Origin of the sequence: Kribbella sp. NPDC026596, assembly GCF_040638415.1 — a bacterium.
Taxonomy (GTDB): domain Bacteria; phylum Actinomycetota; class Actinomycetes; order Propionibacteriales; family Kribbellaceae; genus Kribbella.
Map to the genome: position 1 here is coordinate 94,613 of NZ_JBEZYF010000026.1, position 18,484 is coordinate 113,096.

Genomic DNA, 18,484 nt, shown 5'->3' on the forward strand with positions numbered 1-18,484 from the left:
TCACGGGACGTTGATCACGCCGACTGGCGGGACCTTGACCGTGCGGTGGTGCTTGGTGCCGCCGAGGACGACCTCGCGCAGCGCCACGTTGTTCTTGGAGCTGGACTCGAACAGGCGGTTCTCCGGGTTGGCGACCACCTGGACGTAGTACGTGCCGTTCGGCAGGTCCGTGACGTCGAAGGACTGGCCGGGCAGGGACTGTACGTAGGTGTCGCCCGAGCCGACGTCGAGGACCTCGCGGACGGAAAGGGATCCGTGGTTACCGCAGGCCGTGTGCAGGTCGGTGTTCGACGGGTGCCAGTTGGCGTTCTTCACCGTGTAGTCGATGGAGTCCGTCGCGGCCAGGCAGAAGGCTTCCTTCTGGCTGCGGACCACCTCGCTCTGCTTCGAGTTCAGCAGGCTGTAGCGGGCGAAGTCGGTGAAGTGCCAGTGGTTGTGGCCCTCCCGCGCATCCCACTCCATCGTGCCGGTGTTCTGGTACCCGACCTGCTTACCGTTCGCGTCGTAGAAGTACTGGTACGCGTCCATCAGGTCCTTGCCCTGCTGCCGGAAGCCGTCCAGCACGAGCGGCGACGGACCCGCGTTCCATACGGTCGCGGAGAACTGCAGGAAGTCCTTGGCCGCGTCGGGCGTCCCCTCCTCGCCGGGCGTGACCTCGATCCCCCACGCGGGCACCGGCCGTAGGTCCGGCTTCGGGCCCTTCGGCACGCTCGCCTTGCCGGTCGGCCGGGCCGCGTTCGGCTTCGGCGTCACCGAGTTCGCCGCAGCCGCAGTCTTCTTCCCGGCGAAGCAACCACGGACACCATGCCCGCAGTCTTCGCTCTGCCGCACGGTCACGTTCAGCTTCACGGCGCCGTCGTACGCGCCGATCTTGAAGAAGTCCCGGTAGGCCTTGTTCACCGTGACCGTGGCCTTGTACTTGCCGACGGCAAGCTTCACCGGAGCGCCGTACCCGGTGAACGTGTTCGACGACCAGCCGGTCTGCAGGCCCCACACCGCGCCCTGCGTGAACGGGTTCGCCGAACAGCCTTCCGGGTACGGCGAAGTCGCCGGCGCATCGGGTCGGGTGCGCGACCCGTCACCGTTCAGGCAGACCGACTGGTCCTGATCCACGACCTTCTTGCCGGACGCATCGGTCAGGGTCATGTGCAGGAACTTTCCCAGTCCGGAGAAGTCCGTGACGAGACCCTTCGGCAGTACGCGCGTCGCCTTCCCGTTCACGTACTGCTTCGCAACCACCGGTGACTTGTACGACGCCCGCGTCGCGCGCACCTCGATCGGCGCGTTCCCGGCCACCACGTGGGTACCGAGGTCCAGATCGACGCCATAATCCTCGATACTGTCCAGCGTCACGTCGGTACTCCCGGCAACCAGCTTCAACGCCGGCCGCGCGGTCGCGGTGCCCGACGTCGTGCTCGATGACGCCGCCGACGCTCCGGCGGCCGCGAGCGCGACCAGTCCGGCCGCACCGGCCGCGGCGATCGCCGTCCGGCGGAATCTCCTTGAAGTATTGATGATGGAACCCCCTCTTGCTCTCGGACCGGATCCTCACGAGCCGGTCTTCTCGCTCGTACGACGCCCCCGCCGCGGGCCGAAGTTGATGAAGGTTCGATGGCAGTCTCGTCACAGGAAGTCATGAGCTCCGAATACTTGACCACGTAAATTAAGCCTCCTAGGCTCGGCCGGGTCCGCTCACTCCCCGGTCATCCGGAGGAACACACCGTGTTGAAGATGAGACGCCGTACTGCCGCCGCAGCGCTCGCCGCCGTCGCCCTGGTGTCGACGGCCGCCGCGATCGCCCCGGCTGATGCGGTCCAGCCCGTTGTTGTCCGCGCTCAACAACCAGTACCGGCCAAGTACCCCCAGGTCGCCGCCAAGCCCTACATGGGCTGGAGCAGCTGGAGCCTGCAGTCCACCAACTACCCGGGTGTGAACCCGGACGGTCCCGGCAGCTTCATCAGCGAGAAGAACATCCTCACCCAGGCCCAGGCGCTGGCGACCAAGCTCAAGCCGTACGGCTACGAGTACATCAACGTCGACGCCGGCTGGCAGGACGGCGGCGACGAGTACGGCCGCCCGGTCGCGAGCGCACAGCGCTTCCCGCGCGGAATGAAGGCGGTCGGCGACGACATCCACAAGCTCGGCCTGAAGTTCGGCATCTACACCGTGGTCGGCCTCGGCATCGACGTCTACCGCGACGGCAACACGCCGATCTACGACGCGCCCGGCTGCTTCACCCGCGACATCGTCTACCCGGACCTGCGCAAGACCAACGGCTGGGACGCGGCGTACAAGATCAACTACGAGAGCCCCTGCGCGCAGAAGTACGCCGACTCGATCGCGAAGCTGTTCGCCAGTTGGGGCGTCGATTTCATCAAGATGGACGGCGTCGGCCCGGGCTCCTGGAAGGGCGCACCGGACGACCCGAACCACAACAACACCGAGGACGTCGAGGCGTGGTGGCGCGCGGTGCAGGACGCCGGCCGCCCGATGCAGTACACGCTGTCCTGGTCGCTCAGCCACCGCTACGCCGACACCTGGAAGCAGAACTCGAACGGCTGGCGGATCGACACCGACGTGGAGTGCTACTGCGACACGATCGTCCGCTGGGACGGCTCGGTGAAGCAGCGCTGGTGGGACCTGCCGCAATGGATCGACGACGCCGGACCGGGTCACTGGAACAACCTGGACGCGCTCAACGTCGGCGTCGGCGAGATGGACGGCATCAACGAGGCCGAGCGGCAGAGCTACATGACTTTCTGGGCGATCAACGCCGCGCCGCTGTTCGCCGGTGACGACCTGACCAAGCTGGACGCGTATGGCCTCAAGCTGCTGACCAACCGCGAGGTCATCGCGATCAACCAGTCCGGAAACCCGGCCCGCCCGCTGAACCAGGACCAGCTGCAGCAGACCTGGTACGCCGAGAACGCCGACGGCAGCGTCACGGTCGGACTGTTCAACCTGGCCGAGACCCCGGCCACCGTGACCGGCGACTTCGCTCAGCTCGGCATCGACGGCAAGGCCACCGTCCGCGACATCTGGGCGAACCAGAACACTCACAATGTCTCCGGCTCGGTCAGCGCAGCTCTGCCCGCGCACGGGTCGAAGCTGTACAAGATCACGCCGAACAGCCGGCCGTCGGTCAGCATCCCGGCCGACGTGACGGCGACCGACGTCAGCCGCACCACGGTGTCGCTGAACTGGCGGCCGAGCACCGGCGCCACGTCGTACAAGGTGTTTGCCAATGGCAAGCAGGTGGCGACCAGCACGACCACGAGCGCCGTGGTGACCGGGCTGCTGCCGCAGACGCAGTACACCTTCAGCGTGAAGGGTGTGAAGGGCGGCGGTACGTCGGACGCGAGCGCACCGGTGACCATGTTCACCGCGAAGTCGGGTGGCCCGATCCGGTACGAGGCGGAGGCCGCGAACAGCACGCTGACCGGCAACGCCAGCGCCAACGGCTGCACGCTGTGCTCCGGCGGTAAGAAGATCGGCGACATCGGGTACGACGCCTCGGTGACGCTGAATGACATCACCGTCCCGACCACCGGCACCTATCTGGTCAAGATCGCCTACACCGACGGCGACACGAGCCGGCAGAGCATGCTCACGGTCAACGACGCCGACACCTACTGGGTCAACTACCACGGCCTCGGCGACAACGACTGGGGTACGCCGCAAGTGACCTACCTCCCGCTGAAGCTGACTGCCGGAGCCAACTCCATCAAGGTCAGCAACCCGTCCGGCTACATCGCCGACATCGACTGGATCACCGTCTGAGGTGTTCAGGAACCGTTCGTCCGACGTCTGCCGTAGTGACGAGGTATGACGGACGATGGATTCATGAGCGCCTATCCAGAAGCACTCGTGCCTCCCGGCGGAACCGCTCCGGTCCCCCGCCGGGTGCGCGCGACCCTTGACGACCGCGTCGTACTCGACACGAAGGACGCGATCTACCTGTGGGAGTTCCCGCCGTACCCGCAGTACTACCTGCCACTCGCCGACGTGGCGGACGGGGTGCTGACCGACACCGGCGAGACGAAGGAGTTCGCCCACGGCGTCGCCCGGGTGCACACCGCCGGCCGCGGTAAGGCCTGGGTGTACGACGATGGCGTCGCGAAGGACCGGGTCCGGTTCCAGTGGGACGCGCTCGACAGCTGGTTCGAGGAGGACGAGGAGGTCTTCGTCCACCCACGGAACCCGTATGCGCGGTGTGATGCGATCAGATCAACGCGTCACTTCCAGGTGGCGATCAACGGCGAGGTCGTCGCGGACTCCGAGTCGGTCGTGATCGTGTTCGAGACCGGCCTGCCGCCGCGCTACTACTTCCCGCGGACGAGCGTGAACTTCGAGCACCTCACCCCGGTCGACACCGTGACGGCGTGCCCGTACAAAGGCAAGACCTCCGCCTACTGGTCCGCCGCCGGGGTCCCCGACGTCGCGTGGTCCTACGACTTCCCGACCGCACCCCTGCTCCCGATCGCCAACCAGGTCGCGTTCTTCAACGAACACGTCGACATCACGATCGACGACGGACCGCAGGAACGCCCGATCACGCCATTCACGAACGTCAACCTGCGGAGCGGTCCGCCGAACTGAATCAGATACCGGCGGTGGTGCCGCCGTCCATGGTGATGATGGAGGCGGTGACGTAGCTGGCCCGTGGGGAGGCGAGGAAGACGGCGACGTTGGCGACCTCTTCCGGTTCGCCGGCGCGGCCCATGGGGATCTCCGCGACCAGCTCCTCGAGGAGTTCCTCCTTCGGGCGTCCGGTCGCGCGCACCGCGGCCTCGAGGCCTTCGTCGACGCGACCCGTGCGGGTCGTGCCGGGGTTGATCACGTTGACCCGGACGCCTCGTCCGGCGTACGCCTTGGCATAGCCGGCCGACGCCAGCATCAGCGCCGCGTTGGCCGCGCCGCCGCCGATGTGCAGCGGGTTCGCCGCGCGGCCGCCCTGGCCGACCACGTTCACGATCACGCCGCTGCCCCGCGCGGCCATGGCGCCGATGACCGCCTCGGTCGCGTGCATGTAGGTGAAGTACTTCGCGTCCATCGCGGCGTGCAGCGCCTTGCTGTCCAGCTCGTCGACCGGAGTCCGCCGGGCCGCTCCCGCGCAGTTGATCAGGATGTCCGGTACGCCGATCCGCTCGAAGGCAGCCTTGGTCGCGTCGGGGTCGGTGAGGTCGACCGCCTCGACATCGTAGCTCAGCCCCTTGGCCGCCAGCGCTTCCTGCGCCTTCGCGAGGTTGCCCGGGTCACGGGAGATCCCGGTCACCTTCACACCCTCCCAGGCCAGCGCCTCGGCGCACGCGAGACCGATTCCCTTGCTGGCTCCGGTGACGACCGCGGTCTTGCCGGACAGTTGCAGATCCACGTGACTCCTCAGGTGCTGGCGTCTCAGCTATTGGCGTCGTACTCGTCGCGGGCGGCGGCGATCTCGTCCATGTGGTCGTAGGCCCAGGTCCGCATCGTCGCGACGGCCGCGGCCAGGCTCAGGCCGAGCGGTGTCAGCGTATAGCTCACGGTCACCGGCACCGTGGCGACGACCGTACGCCGGACGACGCCGTCGCGCTCGAGGTTGCGCAGGGTCTGGGTGAGCATCTTCTGGGTGATGCCCTCGATGGTCGACTTGAGCTGGCCGGAGCGCAGCGTGGCGTTCTTCTCCAGCGTGCTGATCACCAGCATCGTCCAGGTGTCGCCGATCCGGCCCAGCACCTGACGTGTCGGGCAGGCGCCTTTGGTGGCGTCCCACTTACCTCTGACCTGGTCGGTATCCATTTGGTACCTAGCGCAGTAATTAGTGCTGTCTTCCGCCGCCACGACGGGGTTCGTAGCGTCAGTGGCGAGTCTAAGCGCGAGAGGCAAGGCACATGAGAGCAGTGGTACCCGTCGGACCGGGCGAGGTTGCGGTAGCCGAGGTGGACGAGGTCGAGCCCGCCCCGGGCGAGGTGGTGATCGAGGTGGCGGCGTTCTCGATCAATCGCGGCGAGACCTTCCAGTTGGAGCGGCCACGGGACGGCTGGCGACCGGGCAAGGACATCGCCGGCGTCGTCGTCGAATCTCCCGCCGACGGGCCGCCGATCGGATCCAGAGTCGTCGCACATCTGCCGCATTCGGGCTGGGCCGAGCGCGTGACCGCACCGACCACGCAGGTCGCCGTACTGCCGGACGACGTCTCGTTCCAGCAGGCGGCCGCCCTTCCGCTCGCTGGGCTGACCGCGTTGCGGTTGTTGCGTACGGCGGGCAGCGTGATCGGCCGACGCATCCTGCTCACCGGTGCGTCCGGCGGAGTCGGCCACTACGTCACCGAACTCGCCGCCGCGGCCGGCGCATCCCTCACGGCGGTGGTCTCGTCCCCGGCCCGTGGCGAGCGGCTGCTCGAACTCGGCGCCGAAACTCTCGTGTACGACGTCTCGGACGCCCGCGGCCCGTTCGACCTGGTGCTCGAATCCGTCGGCGGCGCGAGCCTGCCGATCGCCCTGTCCAAACTCGCGTACGGCGGTCAGCTGATCTGGTTCGGCCAGGCGAGCCGGCAACCGATCGAGCTGGACTTCTTCAGCCTGTTCGACGGACCGGAGAACGCGACCATCCGGCACTTCCACTACACCGACGGCCGTGACGACGAGGACCTGGCGACTCTGGTGCGCCTGGTCGCGACGGGCCGGCTCCACCCGGAGCTCGGCCGGATCGAGGACTGGTCGCAGACGGACGCCGTACTCGATGCCCTACGCAACCGCCGGATCCGCGGCAACGCCGTACTGACTCTGCAGGAGGAGACACCCCGGATGGACCCCAAGACCGTTGTGACCCGGTACGTCGAGGCGGTCGCGGCCGGCGATCTGCCGACGATCCGGAACAGCTTCGCGCCGGACGTCGTGTGGACGTACCCGGGCGATCTCCCGCTGTCCGGCGAGTGGAAAGGCCGGGACACCGTCGTCGACGAGTTCCTCGGTGCGGCCGCGGGTGGTCTGTTCGCGCCCGGTATGCCGGTGACGATCAAGCTGACCAATGTCATCGCGGACGGCGGGCAGGTGTTCGCCGAGTGGACCGCACAGGCGACCGCGCTGGGCGGTGGTGCCTATGACAACAACTGTGGAGCGGTCTTCACTGTTCAGGACGGTCTGATCGTCGCGGTCCGGGAGTACACCGACACCGACCATGCGCGCCGGATGCTGTTCCCGGGCAACTCGATGCCCTGAGCAATCGTCATCTTCTGGGCCGTCGGCAACGAATTGGAATTGCCGCTGTTCGGGCCTTGAACGGATCAGTACGATGGGTAATCAGATCGACACTCTTTGTTTCGACGCCTGATGCCCAGAGCACCGACGCCGGAGGACCCGTGCCGACCATGTCCACTTCCCATTCCCCGCCTTCTTCCGATCCTGCTGAGTCCAGGTGGAAGTCGGTCCTTCACCACGACCTACCGGCTTCGCTGGTGGTCTTCCTGATCGCAGTACCCCTCTCCCTGGGGATCGCCGCCGCCTCCGGCGCCCCGCTGATCGCCGGCCTGGTGGCCGCGGTGGTCGGTGGTGTCGTCGCCGGAGTGCTCGGCGGCTCCCCCTTGCAGGTCAGCGGTCCGGCCGCCGGCCTGACGGTTGTCGTCGCCGGTCTCGTCAGCCAGTTCGGCTGGGCCGCGACCGCCGGCATCACCTGTGCCGCCGGCCTCGTCCAGATCCTGCTGGGCGTGACCCGGATCGGGCGGCTCGCCCTGTCCCTGTCCCCCGCCGTCGTGCACGGCATGCTCGCGGGCATCGGCGTCACGATCGCCGTCCAGCAGTTGCATGTGGTGCTCGGCGGCAAGGCGCAGAGTTCCTTGATCGCCAACGTGGCCGCGCTCCCCGCGCGGCTCATAGCCCACCACGGTCACTCGGTCGTGGTCGGCGTACTGACCGTCGCCATCGTGCTGGTGTGGCCCAGACTGCCCAAGGTCAAAGTGATTCCGGCGCCACTCGTCGCCGTGGTCGCGGTGACCGCACTGGCTGCGGTGTTCATGGTCGACGTCACCCGGGTCGACCTGCCGGACCAGCCCCTGAAGGAGCTGATCCTGCCCACGATCCCCGACGGCACCCCGGTCGAGATCCTGACCGCGGTGCTGACCGTTGCCCTGGTCGCCAGTGTCGAGTCGCTGCTGTCGGCCGTTGCCGTGGACAAGCTTCATCGCGGCAAACGCAGCAACCTGGATCGTGAGCTGATCGGCCAGGGCGCCGCGAACGCGGTGTCCGGCGCACTCGGTGGCATGCCGGTGACCGGCGTGATCGTGCGCAGCTCCACCAATGTCGCGGCCGGCGCGCGGACCCGCGCTTCCGCGATCCTGCACGGCATCTGGATCGCCACGTTCGTGCTCGCGGCCGGCTCGATGCTCGAACAGATCCCGATGGCCGCACTGGCCGGCGTCCTACTCGTGACCGGGTTGCGCCTGGTTCAGCTCGCGCACATCCGGACGCTGCGCCGGCACGACGAGTTGCTCGTGTACGTCGTGACCGCAGCGGGCGTCGCCGTACTCGGACTGGCCGAAGGTGTCCTGCTCGGTTTGGTGCTCGCGATCGCGCGGGTCCTCTATCGACTGGCCCGGGCCACCGTCATCGCGACCGAAGAGGACGGGCTGTGGACCGTGCGGATCCGCGGCACACTCGTGTTCCTCGGCGTCGCGTCATTGGTGCGCACACTGCGGTCGATTCCGACCGGTGCGCGGGTCCGGGTCGACCTGGACGTCGACCATCTCGACCATGCGGCGTACGAGGCGATCGAGGATTGGCGGCGCGGACACATTGCACGCGGCGGCTCGGTCGAGCTCAATCGGGCGGCGTTCCGGGCCGCGATGCACTCCGATCCGGCGCGGCGGTTGCTGCCCTGGCAACCCCACGTCATCCCCGCGCCCGACCACCGGGTCTCGATGCTCGACGGCATCCGCGCGTTCGAGGCCGCGGCCGACGAGATCCGGCCGATGCTGGCCAAGCTCGCGGCGGACGGGCAGCGGCCGGCCCACCTGTTCATCACCTGCGCGGACTCGCGGATCGTGCCGACGATGATCACCACCAGCGGTCCCGGCGATCAGTTCTGCGTGCGGAACATCGGGAATCTCGTTCCGCCGAAGGGCTCGAACAGCAACTCCGTCGACGCTGCGATCGAGTACGCCGTCGAGGTGCTCGGCGTGCGGTCGATCGTGGTCTGCGGTCACTCGCACTGCGGCGCCGCCGCGGCAGCGTTGGAGGCCAACGTTCCCGCGGGGTCAGGCCTGCAGAACTGGCTGCGCCACCTCGAACCGTCGGTCCGGCGAGCGGTCGGGCTGCCGGACATCGTCGACCCGGCGACCGGGGTGAAGCTCTCGCCGGCCGACAAGTTGTCGGTCGCGAACGTCGGCGTACAACTGGCGAACCTGCGCAGCTTCGCGTGTGTTCGCCAGGCCGAGGCCGAAGGCCGGCTCGAGCTGATCGGGTTGTGGTTCGACATCGGCGCGGCCGCGGCGCGGCTGGTGCTCGAGCGCGAGCCCTACCTGGTCCGCGCCGACGAGGAACTCGCCGCCTCAGGCACACGCTGATCCAACGAACGGGCGTCGGCGGGGCTCGACATTCTTAGTTCGGGCACCCGCCGTACGTCAAAGATCAGGAGCAGCGGTAGCGCGAGGCTGATCGCGACCAGGCCGTCGAGCCAGTAGTGGTTGGCGGTCACGACGACGACCGTGAACGTGAGCAGTGGGTGCGCGATCCACAGCCACCGCCAGCGTGAGCGAGTCGCCCGGATCAGGAACACCGCGACCATGAACGCCCAGCCGACGTGCAGACTCGGCATCGCGGCGAACTGGTTCGCCACCCCGGAGTCCGTGCTCGGTCCGTACACGGACTGCCCGAGCAGTACGCCGGTGTCCACCCAGCCCGGCATCATCCGCGGCGGCGCGAGCGGGAAGAACATGTGCCCGATCAACGCCAGCCCGGTCAGCGACGCGAGCGCCCAGCGAGCCTTCCCGTACTCGGCCGGGCGCCGGATCATCAACCAGAGCAGCACGACCGCGGTCAGCGGGAAGTGCACGCTCGCGTAGAACACGTTGGCAATGTCGGCCAGACCATGGATCCGCAACGCCTGCTGCTGCACGGTCGCCTCGCTCGGCAGGCCGAGCCAGTTCTCCCAGCGGATCAGCTCGTCGGCGTGTTTGTACGCCGATCCCGTGTGATCCGCGGACAGGAACCGGCCGAGGTTGTAGGCCCCGAACAGCACTGCCAGCAATGCGATCTCGCGCACGATCCGCCAGATCCCGCGATGAGCTGTGGCCGCCGGGAGCGGCTGTCCCACGCGCTCCAGAGTCATCTGCGCCACGTCGACCCCCACATCAAACCGAACGCTCGTTCTCTGAATTTCCACCCTGCGCCGCGGGCCGCCCCGAAATCAAGAACGGTCATTCGTTTTCCACTGTGATCCTCGGCACTCTTTCAAATTATCGCAACCTGCTGATAGTTGCGAACAATATGAACCAACTCACACCCAAGGGAAAGAACCCCGCCACTCGCTTCGCTCGGGGCGGGGGGTGTTGGTCACTGCCTCCCTCGGGGCAGGGTTGTTGGCCCTCGCTTGGGGCGTGGGTTAATCGGTGGACGGTGGTGGTGTGGGGCCGGGAGGCTGCCTGGATGGTGACGGTCTTCATCCGGTGGACGTGGATGCGGGCGGTGTTGCACAACGGGTGGTGGTTGGTCACCAGCGTTTATCTGGTGGTGGATGCCGGCCTCTCGCCTGCCGAGCTGGTGCTGATCGGGTCGGTGCAGGGGGTGTTCGCGCTCGTTTGCGAGATCCCCGCGGGCGTCTTCGCCGACACGGTCAGCCGCAAGTGGTCCCTGGTGATCTCGCAGCTCCTGATGGGTACGGCGATGCTCACCACCGGACTGTTCGGGTCGTTCCCCGCTCTCGTCGCGACCCAGGTGCTGTGGGGGATCTCGTGGACGTTCGCGAGCGGTTCGGACGTCGCCTGGATCACCGACGAACTCGACCAGCCGGACCAGATCACCGCCGTTCTGGCCCGTGCCGCCCGCGCTCAGCTGACCGGCGCCGCGACCGGGCTGATCGCTCTGGGCCCGCTCGCCTGGGCGACCCGCCGCGACCTCACCATCGTCATCGCCGGCGCCGCGATGATGTCACTCGCGCTCTACGTCGCGCTCCGCTTCACCGAGCACAACTTCGTCGCGATCCGGACCGCCCGCTGGTCGGCGTCCTGGACCACGTTCCGCCGCGGTCTCACGCTCGTACGGCGGAGTCGCGCGATCCTGCTGATCTTCGCGGCCACGTTCCTGGTCAACGGCGCCTCGGACGCGGCCGGCCGGCTCACCCAGAAGCAGCTCCTCGACCTCGGCTTACCCAGGGATCCCGATCCGATCGTGTGGTTCACCGCCCTCGGCGTGATCGGCCTGATCGTCGGCGCGATCGTGCTTCGCCTGGTGACCCACCGGATCGACGGCGCCCACGCCCGGACGGACTACGCGCTGGCGGCCGTCGCCGGCGTACTCAGCATGCTCATGCTGGCCTTCGCTCGCGACCCGGTCGTCGGCGTGATCGCCGTCGTACTGCTCGCCGGCATCGTCACCCCACTCACGCGAGTGATCAGCACGATCTGGGTCAACGCCCGGACGACCGCGGACGTCCGCGCCACCACGCACTCGTTCCTGGCCCAACTCGAGTATCTGGGCGAAATCATCTGCGGCCTCACCATCGCCGCCATCGCCCGCCTGACCACGCTTCCACTGGCCCTCACCGCCTGCGCGGCCCTCTTCGCGGCAACCGCCGTACTCATGAGTCAGCCGACCAAGGCCGAATCCGCCGTGTAGGTGTTACAGGCACCCGGCCCGCCCGCGTCGAAGCCGGCCTCGCTCCAGAGCCCGAAGCTCGCAACGCTGCCATGGTCGTGATCCGGGTCCTCCGTGCTCCTGACGACCTCTTCCCAGATCTCGCGCCAGTCGTCGTCAGCCGGGAAGGACACCGCGTCCGCGCCGAGGTACGCGCCGCCGAAACAGTCGGCCTGCAACTCGACGCGGCGGCTCTCCTCCTGGTGCAACTCGATCCCGTTCAGCGTGATCCCCCGCTTGTACGTCGCCGCGAGGATCCCGGTCAGCGCCTGCACGTGATGCCCGTACTCATGCACGATCGTCACCGCCATCCAGGTAGACGCCGTCTCGGGATCGTCCTCATAGCCGTCCAGATCGGCCTGGGCGTCGAGGTAGATGGTGTCGCCGCAGTAGTACGCCGGTCCGTCGTAGAAGTGACACGGGGACGATGGCGACTTGCCCAGCACGACGTCCAGCTTCGGCGGTGTGAACGTGAACCCGGCCTTCCGGATCACCGGCGCCCACGCCTCGTTCAAGCAGGCGACGAAGTCGGCGTAGTAAGCCCGCACGTTCCGCAGCGAGGTCGGCTCCAGCTCCGGCTCCGCACAGTTCGGCGACGGCAGCTTTCCAGCGCGGTAGATCGGATTCCGCGCGAGGGCCGCCGGCTGCACCGGCGCGTTGACCGGTGCGGTCGACTCCGTGGTCGGGACCGTCGTTGGCACCTCTGACCGCAGCTTGGCCGCTTCGGATGCGCCCGCCTTCGCAGCTGCGTCCGGTGCATCGGTCCTCGTGCAAGCGGTGAGGAGTAAGACGGCGGCCGCGCAGAGGGCGACCGCGCCGCGGATGTTCACCGGGCGACTGTAGACCAGCTGATGGTGGCTTGGGTGGGGCCGGCTTCGACCTGCAGGATTCGGTCGATCGGCAGAGCGTCGTACGTCGGTTGGTCGACGACGATCACGGGAGTCGCGAGGTCGTAGAGCTCGTGGGCGATCAGGGCGCCGAGGGGGATGATCGGGTCGGGGCGGGCCAGGATGACGGCGGCGGGGGCGGTGCGTGCGCGGATCTGCTCGGCGAGGACGCTGGACGACGAACTGGAGCCGCGGCCGGATTCCATCATCAGGATTCGGCCGGCCAGGATCGCACCGCATTGCGGGTGATGCGCGTCGACGATGCGGCCGTTCTCATCGGTGCCGCCCCAGAAAGACAGCGGCGCCGTGAGACGGATCGGATCGCCGGATGCCGTGCCAGGGTGGAGAGTGCGGGCCGAAACGATCATGCGTCGAGCACCACGCTGCCGGCCCGGGCGGACGCGATGCATTCCTCGAGCGACCCCAGAACGGCCGACACGTTGATGTTGCCGGGGGCATAGTGCGCCCACTTGGCCGAGTTCGTCATCACGTTCTTCCAACCGGGCGACAGGATCGACGTCACGTAGGTGCAGGTGTCGACCACCACAGTCACCCCCGCGGCCTCGAGGACCCGCAGTACGCCGGTCTCCTCCGCGCGTGCTCGCGTCACCCGGCCAGTCGACAGGTAGAACGGCACCTTCAACGCAGGCCCGCTACCAACGAGTTCCGCCAGTCGGGCACATTCGGCGTACGACGCATGCGGCGTACCGACGCTGATCGCATCGAGCTCGCCCGACGAGAACGTCGACAACGACCGTCGCACCTCGCGCAGTGTGGTGAGGTCGACCTCACGGACCGGCAGGCCGGACACCTCCGTCGGCGCCTCCGGCGTCACCCCCACAGCGTGGAACAGCGCGACTCCCCCAGCCGAAGCAGCTGCCGCCCCGAGAGCCTTCAGCCTGTCCTCGCTCACATCCGCAGGAATCCCCAGCAGCACAGGGATTCCGGCACCGACCACCGAGCCGACGTGATGCCCGAGCAGCGGGTACGCCAGCTCCGACTCCAGGAACCGGCCCAACGGACGGCAGTCGAACACCACGGTCCCCCGCCGTGCCTCGGTCGTCTGGAGTCCGGCGTACGGCGCTCGCCCGGTGATGGCGGCGCAGATGTCGAGGAAGTCGCCGTACCGGTCGGTCCGCGCGCCGAGCACGGAGTTCGCGAACACGATCGCGTTCGACTCCGCCCACGCGATGTGCTCACCGAGCCCGGGACGGTTCGGCAGCTGGTACGGCGCACACGTGAAGCTCGGCGTACATCCGAGCGCGACGTACGCCGACATCAGCTGACGACCCGCGTCCGCGAGGTCACGGTCACGGACCAGCTCGGGATGCAGGAGATCCAGCGAGCCGACGTTGAGCGTGGTCGGGACGCGCACCTTGGCGCCGAGGTCGACCAGGCGGTGCGCGAAGTCGAGGCTGACCTGACCGTGGTACAGGCACGAGTCGACATGCGCCGAAGTGATCTCGACCAGCCGGGGTGCCTCGGAGATCTCCGCCAGGCTGACGATCACGCGCATCGCGAGCGCGACGCCGTCTCCCTCCTGACCGCCGAGCATCGCTTCTTCCTCGGCGGTCAGGTGGAGACTCTGCATGCCTCGAAACTAGACCTTCATTCGACGAGAGGAGACGAGGGCCCCGGACTCGAAGCCGTCGGCACGCAGGAGCTGGCTGGGGGTGACCTCGAGGATGTCGATGCTGAGCGGCACCCCGGTCAGGTCCTCGGAACTGATCGGCCGGTCGTCGAGGTAGATGTCAACCCGATCGATGCCCTGGACATCGATCTCGACGGTGAGCGTCGTACCGCTGAACGACGTCTTCAGGTCGATCCGGCGGACCGGCATCGCCGCGAGCAGCGCACCGGCCCGGTTCAGCAGGTCGACGTTGCCTTCGAGCAGGTCGGCACGGGTTATCCGGTGGGTCTCCGTCGGCTTGACCCCGAGGTCCTCGACCGGCGTGCCGGACAACCCGCCGACGCGCAACGTCCGCCGGATCGCCACCCGCATGTTCGCCCCGTTCGGCAGGGCGACGTACGGCGAGCTCTCGTCCGGTGGCGGCGGTTCGTTCAGCAACGCGGCGAGCAACCCGTGGGTCCACACGTTCGCGCCGCCCGCGCCGGTGTTGTCGTCGACGCCGAGGATCGTGCCGATGCCGTGGTCGGCGAACCCGGCGGCGAAGATGTCGGTCGCCGAGTACACCCGGGCGTCGGTGATCAGGACCACCGGGCCGTGGTACGTCTGACCGATGTCGTTCGCACCGTCCTCCGGAGTGATCGGTTTCGCGGCCGAATAGGTCGACCCGGTCTCGGTGGCCAGGTCGAGCGAGTCGAACCACGGACCGAGGTCGATGCCGGCCGGGTTCTCCCGGTGGCGACGGCAGATCGCGAGGTTGAGCGGCGTACTGATGAACTGCACCGGCTCCGGCGAGATGTGCCGCGGCGTCATCGTCTGCAGGGTGAACTCGCTGGCGTAGATGTGCCCGCCGCCGTTGTCGCGGACGTCCACGATCAGGCCGGTCTGCGGCAACAGGCCGGCCAGCCGGACGAACTCGTCCCGGAACGCCACCGGGTCCTGCACGCTGAACGTGAAGATGCGAAGATGCCCGAACATCCCGGACGACGTGCTGACCTCGCGGGCCCGGAAGACGCCGGGCATCGTGGTCGGCAGGTCGGCACCGCTGACAGCGGCCGGGGTGCGCAGCTCGGCGGAGCTCTGGCCGCGTTCCAGGTCGACGACGTCGCGGACGTACAGCGCCTTCTTCGCGCGCGCCTTCTCGTCGGAGTCCAGGTCCAGACCCATCAACGCGGACGCCTCGCTGATCGCGTCCAGGTCCGTCATCGGCGGGAGGTTGGTGGTGACCTTCCACTGCTCGCGCAACTCCTGGTCGGAGCCGTCGAGACCGAGGTAGGACAGGGTCACCCAGGCCTCGTCCGGCGGTGCCTGGATCACCAGCGGGCGCAGCGTGAGCGACTCCAGGCCGCGGGCGAGGTTGGCCGCGTCGTTGCTACCGGCGAACACCGCGCCGTTCAGCGCGACGGCGCGGGCGATCGGCGTACCGTTCCAGTGCGTCACCTCGGCGCCCGGGCCGAACTGCGGCGCCGAGTAGCCGGTGACGGTCCGGGTGATCAGGTAGTGGTCGGCGCCCGCCTCGTCGGTGCATTTCTCGATCATGAACGGCAGGAACGCGATCTTCCCGGCGAACGGCACCGGCAGCAGGTAGTTGGTGTGCAGGTCGCGGACCGAGTGGAAGATGCTCGACATCGCGCGGTGGAAGATCCACTCGGCTTCCATCGTGGCGGTGGTCTGGCGTTCCATCCGGGCCCGCATCACGCGCAGGCGCTGCAACGGATTGACCGCATGCATCGCGACCTTCAGCGGCAGATGCACGTAGTTCTCGCTGAGCAGCAGGAGTGCCTGGTCGACCAGGAGCTTGCGCTGATCGAGGGTCAGGGTGCCCGCCGATTCCAGGAAGTCGGGCAGCGGCACGAGGGCGGCCTGTTCCGTCGCGGCCGTCGAGGTAGGGGTTCTGGTCGTACTCGCGACGGATGCGCGGGCGGCGCGTTTCGCCCCCGTCGCCGTCTTCGCCGGCTCCCGCCGGGCGGTGGTCTTCTTCGCTGCGGACGTCTTCTTCGCGGCGGTGATCTTCTTCGCTGTGGTGGTCTTCTTGACGGCGGTCTTCCTCGGTGCGGCGGTCTTCTTCGCCGCGGTCGTCTTCCCCGTGGCCTTCATGCTGCGTGGCTGAGACATGACTCCCCCAATACAGCGCCCCTCCCCGGGTCGCGATCTCTCAACCGTCGTCCGCGCACCCGGTGATGTCAACGGTCAGTGGTTGACCGCCCGGCTGCAAGGATGGGCGGGTGAGTGAGTTCTGGGACAGCATCACGTCGGCACAGGCGGATCCATCGCTGCGGGTGGTGATCGGTACGGGCGTCGTCGCCCTTCTGCTGATCGCGTGGCGACCGTTCTGGCGGTTGACACGGCAGGTCGTGACGATCGCCCACGAAGGTGCGCACGGTCTGATCGCCGCACTGGTCGGACGCAAGCTGGCCGGGATCCGCTTGCATTCGGACACGTCCGGAGTCACCGTGTCGCGCGGCCATCCGACCGGTCCGGGGATGATCGCCGTACTGCTCGCCGGCTATCCCGGTCCCGCCCTCTTCGGCCTCGCCGCCGCGTTCGTACTGAGCCGTGGGTACGCCGTTGCCTTGCTCTGGGGACTGTTGGTCGCGCTGGTGATCCTGCTGCTCCAGATCCGCAATCTCTACGGGCTTTGGTCGGTCGTGGTCTTCGGTGCGGTGGTCTTCGGGGTGACGTGGTGGGGTTCACCGTCGGTCCAGTCCGCGTTCGCTCAACTGCTCACGTGGTTCCTTCTACTGGCGGCACCGCGCGCCGTACTTGAGTTGCAGTACTCACGGCGTGGTGGGCAGGGGCGCAGTTCGGATGCGGATCAGCTTCGGCGACTGACCGGCGTACCGGCGGTGATGTGGGTCGGCGTGTTCGGACTGGTGACGCTTGGGTGTTTGGCGCTTGGCGTGGTGTGGTCCGGGGTGCTGCCGGGCTAGACCGGTGGCGGCAGGGTCACGCCGAAGCCGGTGAGTGCCAGGCGGAGCAGGACTTGACCTGGCCTGAGCAGGTCGGCGATCTTGGCCGCGCTCAGCAGTTCGAGCTCGGCCAGCCGCTGTGGATAGCTGCCTAGCCTGCGCGCACGCTGCAGTTCGACGGTGTTGTGCCAGACCTTCTGCCGGGACTCGCGCAGGAACCGTTGTGACGACAAGCGATTGAGCGGTGTCAGGAGCTGATCGAGCAGAGTCCGTGGACCGGACGCGGCGAGCTCGTCGTCCTCCGCACCGACCCGCTCCGCGAGCACTCCGTCGATCCGCTCGTGGTCCCGCCGGCGCCGGTCCATCAGGAACGGGTCGGCGAAGTCGTCGTCGCTGATCACCGCGAGCAGAGCCTGCGGCAGGTCGTAGTTGACGTGCGCGTTGATCCCGAGCAGCACGTGCCGCAGGGCCGGCAGATTCGCCGGAGCATCGAACGCCAGCCGCCACGGCCTGGAAACCTGTTTACCGCTGAGGTCCTCGTCGTGGGCCTGCAGGTAGAGCTCGGCGAACTTCACGTCCCAGTCCCCGACCCACTCCGGGTCCTCGAAGCGGGCCTGGTCGATCGCGGAGCCCACGGCCTGCGTCGTGCGCAGATACGTGCCGAGGAAGATCCGGCGGTGCGCGAGCTCGTCCGGCAGATCGTCGAGCCGCTGCCGCATCCGCGCGACGACACCGGATACCGGATTACCATCGTTCATCGGATCTCCTCAGGGGGCGGGATCATGCGGGGTACCAGAACTAGTCCACTGTCCTTCGATCCAGTGGTCGTCGGCAACCGTGAAACGGACGCTTGGGCCGCGTACTACCGACACGAATGGCGGCGGTTCATGGTCGCGTCCGTCGGGATGGTCGCAGCCGGTTTCGGGATGTCACCGAGGCGGACCGTGGCCGGAGCCTGGTACGTCCTGCGCGCCAACCAGATGTGGTCGCCGTTCCCGGACAACCAGCCGGATGCGGCTCGTGCGTACATGCGCCGCTTCTACGAGCTCGTCGAACGTGCGGGGGCGGACGGGTTCGACCCGGCGCGGGCAGCCATGCTGGAGGTCGAGTGGTGGGGGGGGGCAAGGGCCCGCCCGCCCCACCCATGGGGGAGCCGCGAGCACGGAGAGTCCGCGCGGGTGGATCAAAAAAACAAAGATTAAACCCACCAGACCCAGGGCGTGCGCACCCCCCCCC

General features: G+C 67.9%; 16 protein-coding genes. 6 read left to right on the top strand and 10 right to left on the bottom strand.

The window, feature by feature from the left end; genetic code table 11:
• Positions 1-1,353 carry a lysyl oxidase family protein gene (locus AB0E63_RS22545; RefSeq protein ID WP_360369365.1) on the bottom strand — a complete coding sequence of 451 codons (1,353 nt, stop codon included), beginning with the start codon at positions 1,351-1,353 and terminating at the stop codon, positions 1-3.
• 378 nt (positions 1,354-1,731) lie between these two features.
• On the opposite strand from AB0E63_RS22545, the gene AB0E63_RS22550 reads away from it, so the two are divergent.
• The gene (locus AB0E63_RS22550; RefSeq protein ID WP_360369368.1) at positions 1,732-3,780 is read left to right on the top strand and encodes a fibronectin type III domain-containing protein; all 2,049 of its coding nucleotides are present in this window, start codon (positions 1,732-1,734) and stop codon (positions 3,778-3,780) included.
• Between the two features lie 63 nt (positions 3,781-3,843).
• Positions 3,844-4,599, top strand: a complete 756-nt coding sequence (locus AB0E63_RS22555; protein ID WP_360369371.1) for a DUF427 domain-containing protein — start codon at positions 3,844-3,846, stop codon at positions 4,597-4,599.
• Between the two features lies 1 nt (position 4,600).
• Here AB0E63_RS22555 and AB0E63_RS22560 read toward each other — a convergent pair whose 3' ends face one another.
• Positions 4,601-5,374, bottom strand: a complete 774-nt coding sequence (locus tag AB0E63_RS22560; RefSeq protein WP_360369374.1) for an SDR family oxidoreductase — start codon at positions 5,372-5,374, stop codon at positions 4,601-4,603.
• Positions 5,375-5,397: 23 nt separating this feature from the next.
• Complete coding sequence (locus AB0E63_RS22565) at positions 5,398-5,778, bottom strand: helix-turn-helix domain-containing protein (protein WP_360369377.1); 381 nt, start codon at positions 5,776-5,778, stop codon at positions 5,398-5,400.
• A gap of 92 nt (positions 5,779-5,870) precedes the next feature.
• Here AB0E63_RS22565 and AB0E63_RS22570 point away from each other — a divergent pair, with 92 nt between their 5' ends.
• On the top strand, positions 5,871-7,199 hold the full coding sequence (locus AB0E63_RS22570; RefSeq protein ID WP_360369380.1) for a nuclear transport factor 2 family protein: 1,329 nt from the start codon (positions 5,871-5,873) through the stop codon (positions 7,197-7,199).
• Positions 7,200-7,348: 149 nt separating this feature from the next.
• Positions 7,349-9,538: a bifunctional SulP family inorganic anion transporter/carbonic anhydrase gene (locus tag AB0E63_RS22575; protein ID WP_360369383.1), complete on the top strand. Its 2,190-nt coding sequence runs from the start codon at positions 7,349-7,351 to the stop codon at positions 9,536-9,538.
• Here AB0E63_RS22575 and AB0E63_RS22580 read toward each other — a convergent pair.
• Positions 9,490-10,302: a phosphatase PAP2 family protein gene (locus AB0E63_RS22580; protein WP_360369386.1), complete on the bottom strand. Its 813-nt coding sequence runs from the start codon at positions 10,300-10,302 to the stop codon at positions 9,490-9,492. The genes AB0E63_RS22575 and AB0E63_RS22580 overlap by 49 nt on opposite strands.
• Positions 10,303-10,619: 317 nt before the next feature.
• Here AB0E63_RS22580 and AB0E63_RS22585 point away from each other — a divergent pair, with 317 nt between their 5' ends.
• Positions 10,620-11,807 carry an MFS transporter gene (locus AB0E63_RS22585; RefSeq protein WP_360369388.1) on the top strand — a complete coding sequence of 396 codons (1,188 nt, stop codon included), beginning with the start codon at positions 10,620-10,622 and terminating at the stop codon, positions 11,805-11,807.
• On the opposite strand, the gene AB0E63_RS22590 is transcribed toward AB0E63_RS22585, so the two are convergent.
• From AB0E63_RS22590 to AB0E63_RS22605, 4 genes are read right to left on the bottom strand one after another with little or no spacing between them, the layout of a single operon-like run.
• Positions 11,777-12,655: a neutral zinc metallopeptidase gene (locus tag AB0E63_RS22590; RefSeq protein WP_360369391.1), complete on the bottom strand. Its 879-nt coding sequence runs from the start codon at positions 12,653-12,655 to the stop codon at positions 11,777-11,779. The two genes, AB0E63_RS22585 and AB0E63_RS22590, sit on opposite strands and share 31 nt — an antisense overlap.
• Positions 12,652-13,080, bottom strand: a complete 429-nt coding sequence (locus AB0E63_RS22595; protein ID WP_360369394.1) for a DUF126 domain-containing protein — start codon at positions 13,078-13,080, stop codon at positions 12,652-12,654. Before AB0E63_RS22595 ends, AB0E63_RS22590 begins: the two co-directional genes overlap by 4 nt.
• Positions 13,077-14,303, bottom strand: a complete 1,227-nt coding sequence (locus AB0E63_RS22600; protein WP_360369397.1) for an aconitase X catalytic domain-containing protein — start codon at positions 14,301-14,303, stop codon at positions 13,077-13,079. Before AB0E63_RS22600 ends, AB0E63_RS22595 begins: the two co-directional genes overlap by 4 nt.
• 9 nt (positions 14,304-14,312) lie before the next feature.
• Positions 14,313-16,436, bottom strand: coding sequence for a S41 family peptidase (locus AB0E63_RS22605; RefSeq protein WP_360369400.1), 2,124 nt, complete (start codon positions 16,434-16,436; stop codon positions 14,313-14,315).
• Between the two features lie 128 nt (positions 16,437-16,564).
• Between AB0E63_RS22605 and AB0E63_RS22610 the strand changes: the two genes are divergently transcribed.
• Complete coding sequence (locus tag AB0E63_RS22610; protein WP_360369402.1) at positions 16,565-17,269, top strand: M50 family metallopeptidase; 705 nt, start codon at positions 16,565-16,567, stop codon at positions 17,267-17,269.
• On the opposite strand, the gene AB0E63_RS22615 is transcribed toward AB0E63_RS22610, so the two are convergent.
• Positions 17,266-18,006 carry a DUF5995 family protein gene (locus AB0E63_RS22615; RefSeq protein WP_360369404.1) on the bottom strand — a complete coding sequence of 247 codons (741 nt, stop codon included), beginning with the start codon at positions 18,004-18,006 and terminating at the stop codon, positions 17,266-17,268. The genes AB0E63_RS22610 and AB0E63_RS22615 overlap by 4 nt on opposite strands.
• A 104-nt stretch (positions 18,007-18,110) precedes the next feature.
• Positions 18,111-18,278, bottom strand: coding sequence for a hypothetical protein (locus AB0E63_RS22620; RefSeq protein ID WP_360369407.1), 168 nt, complete (start codon positions 18,276-18,278; stop codon positions 18,111-18,113).
• Positions 18,279-18,484 lie beyond the last annotated feature (206 nt).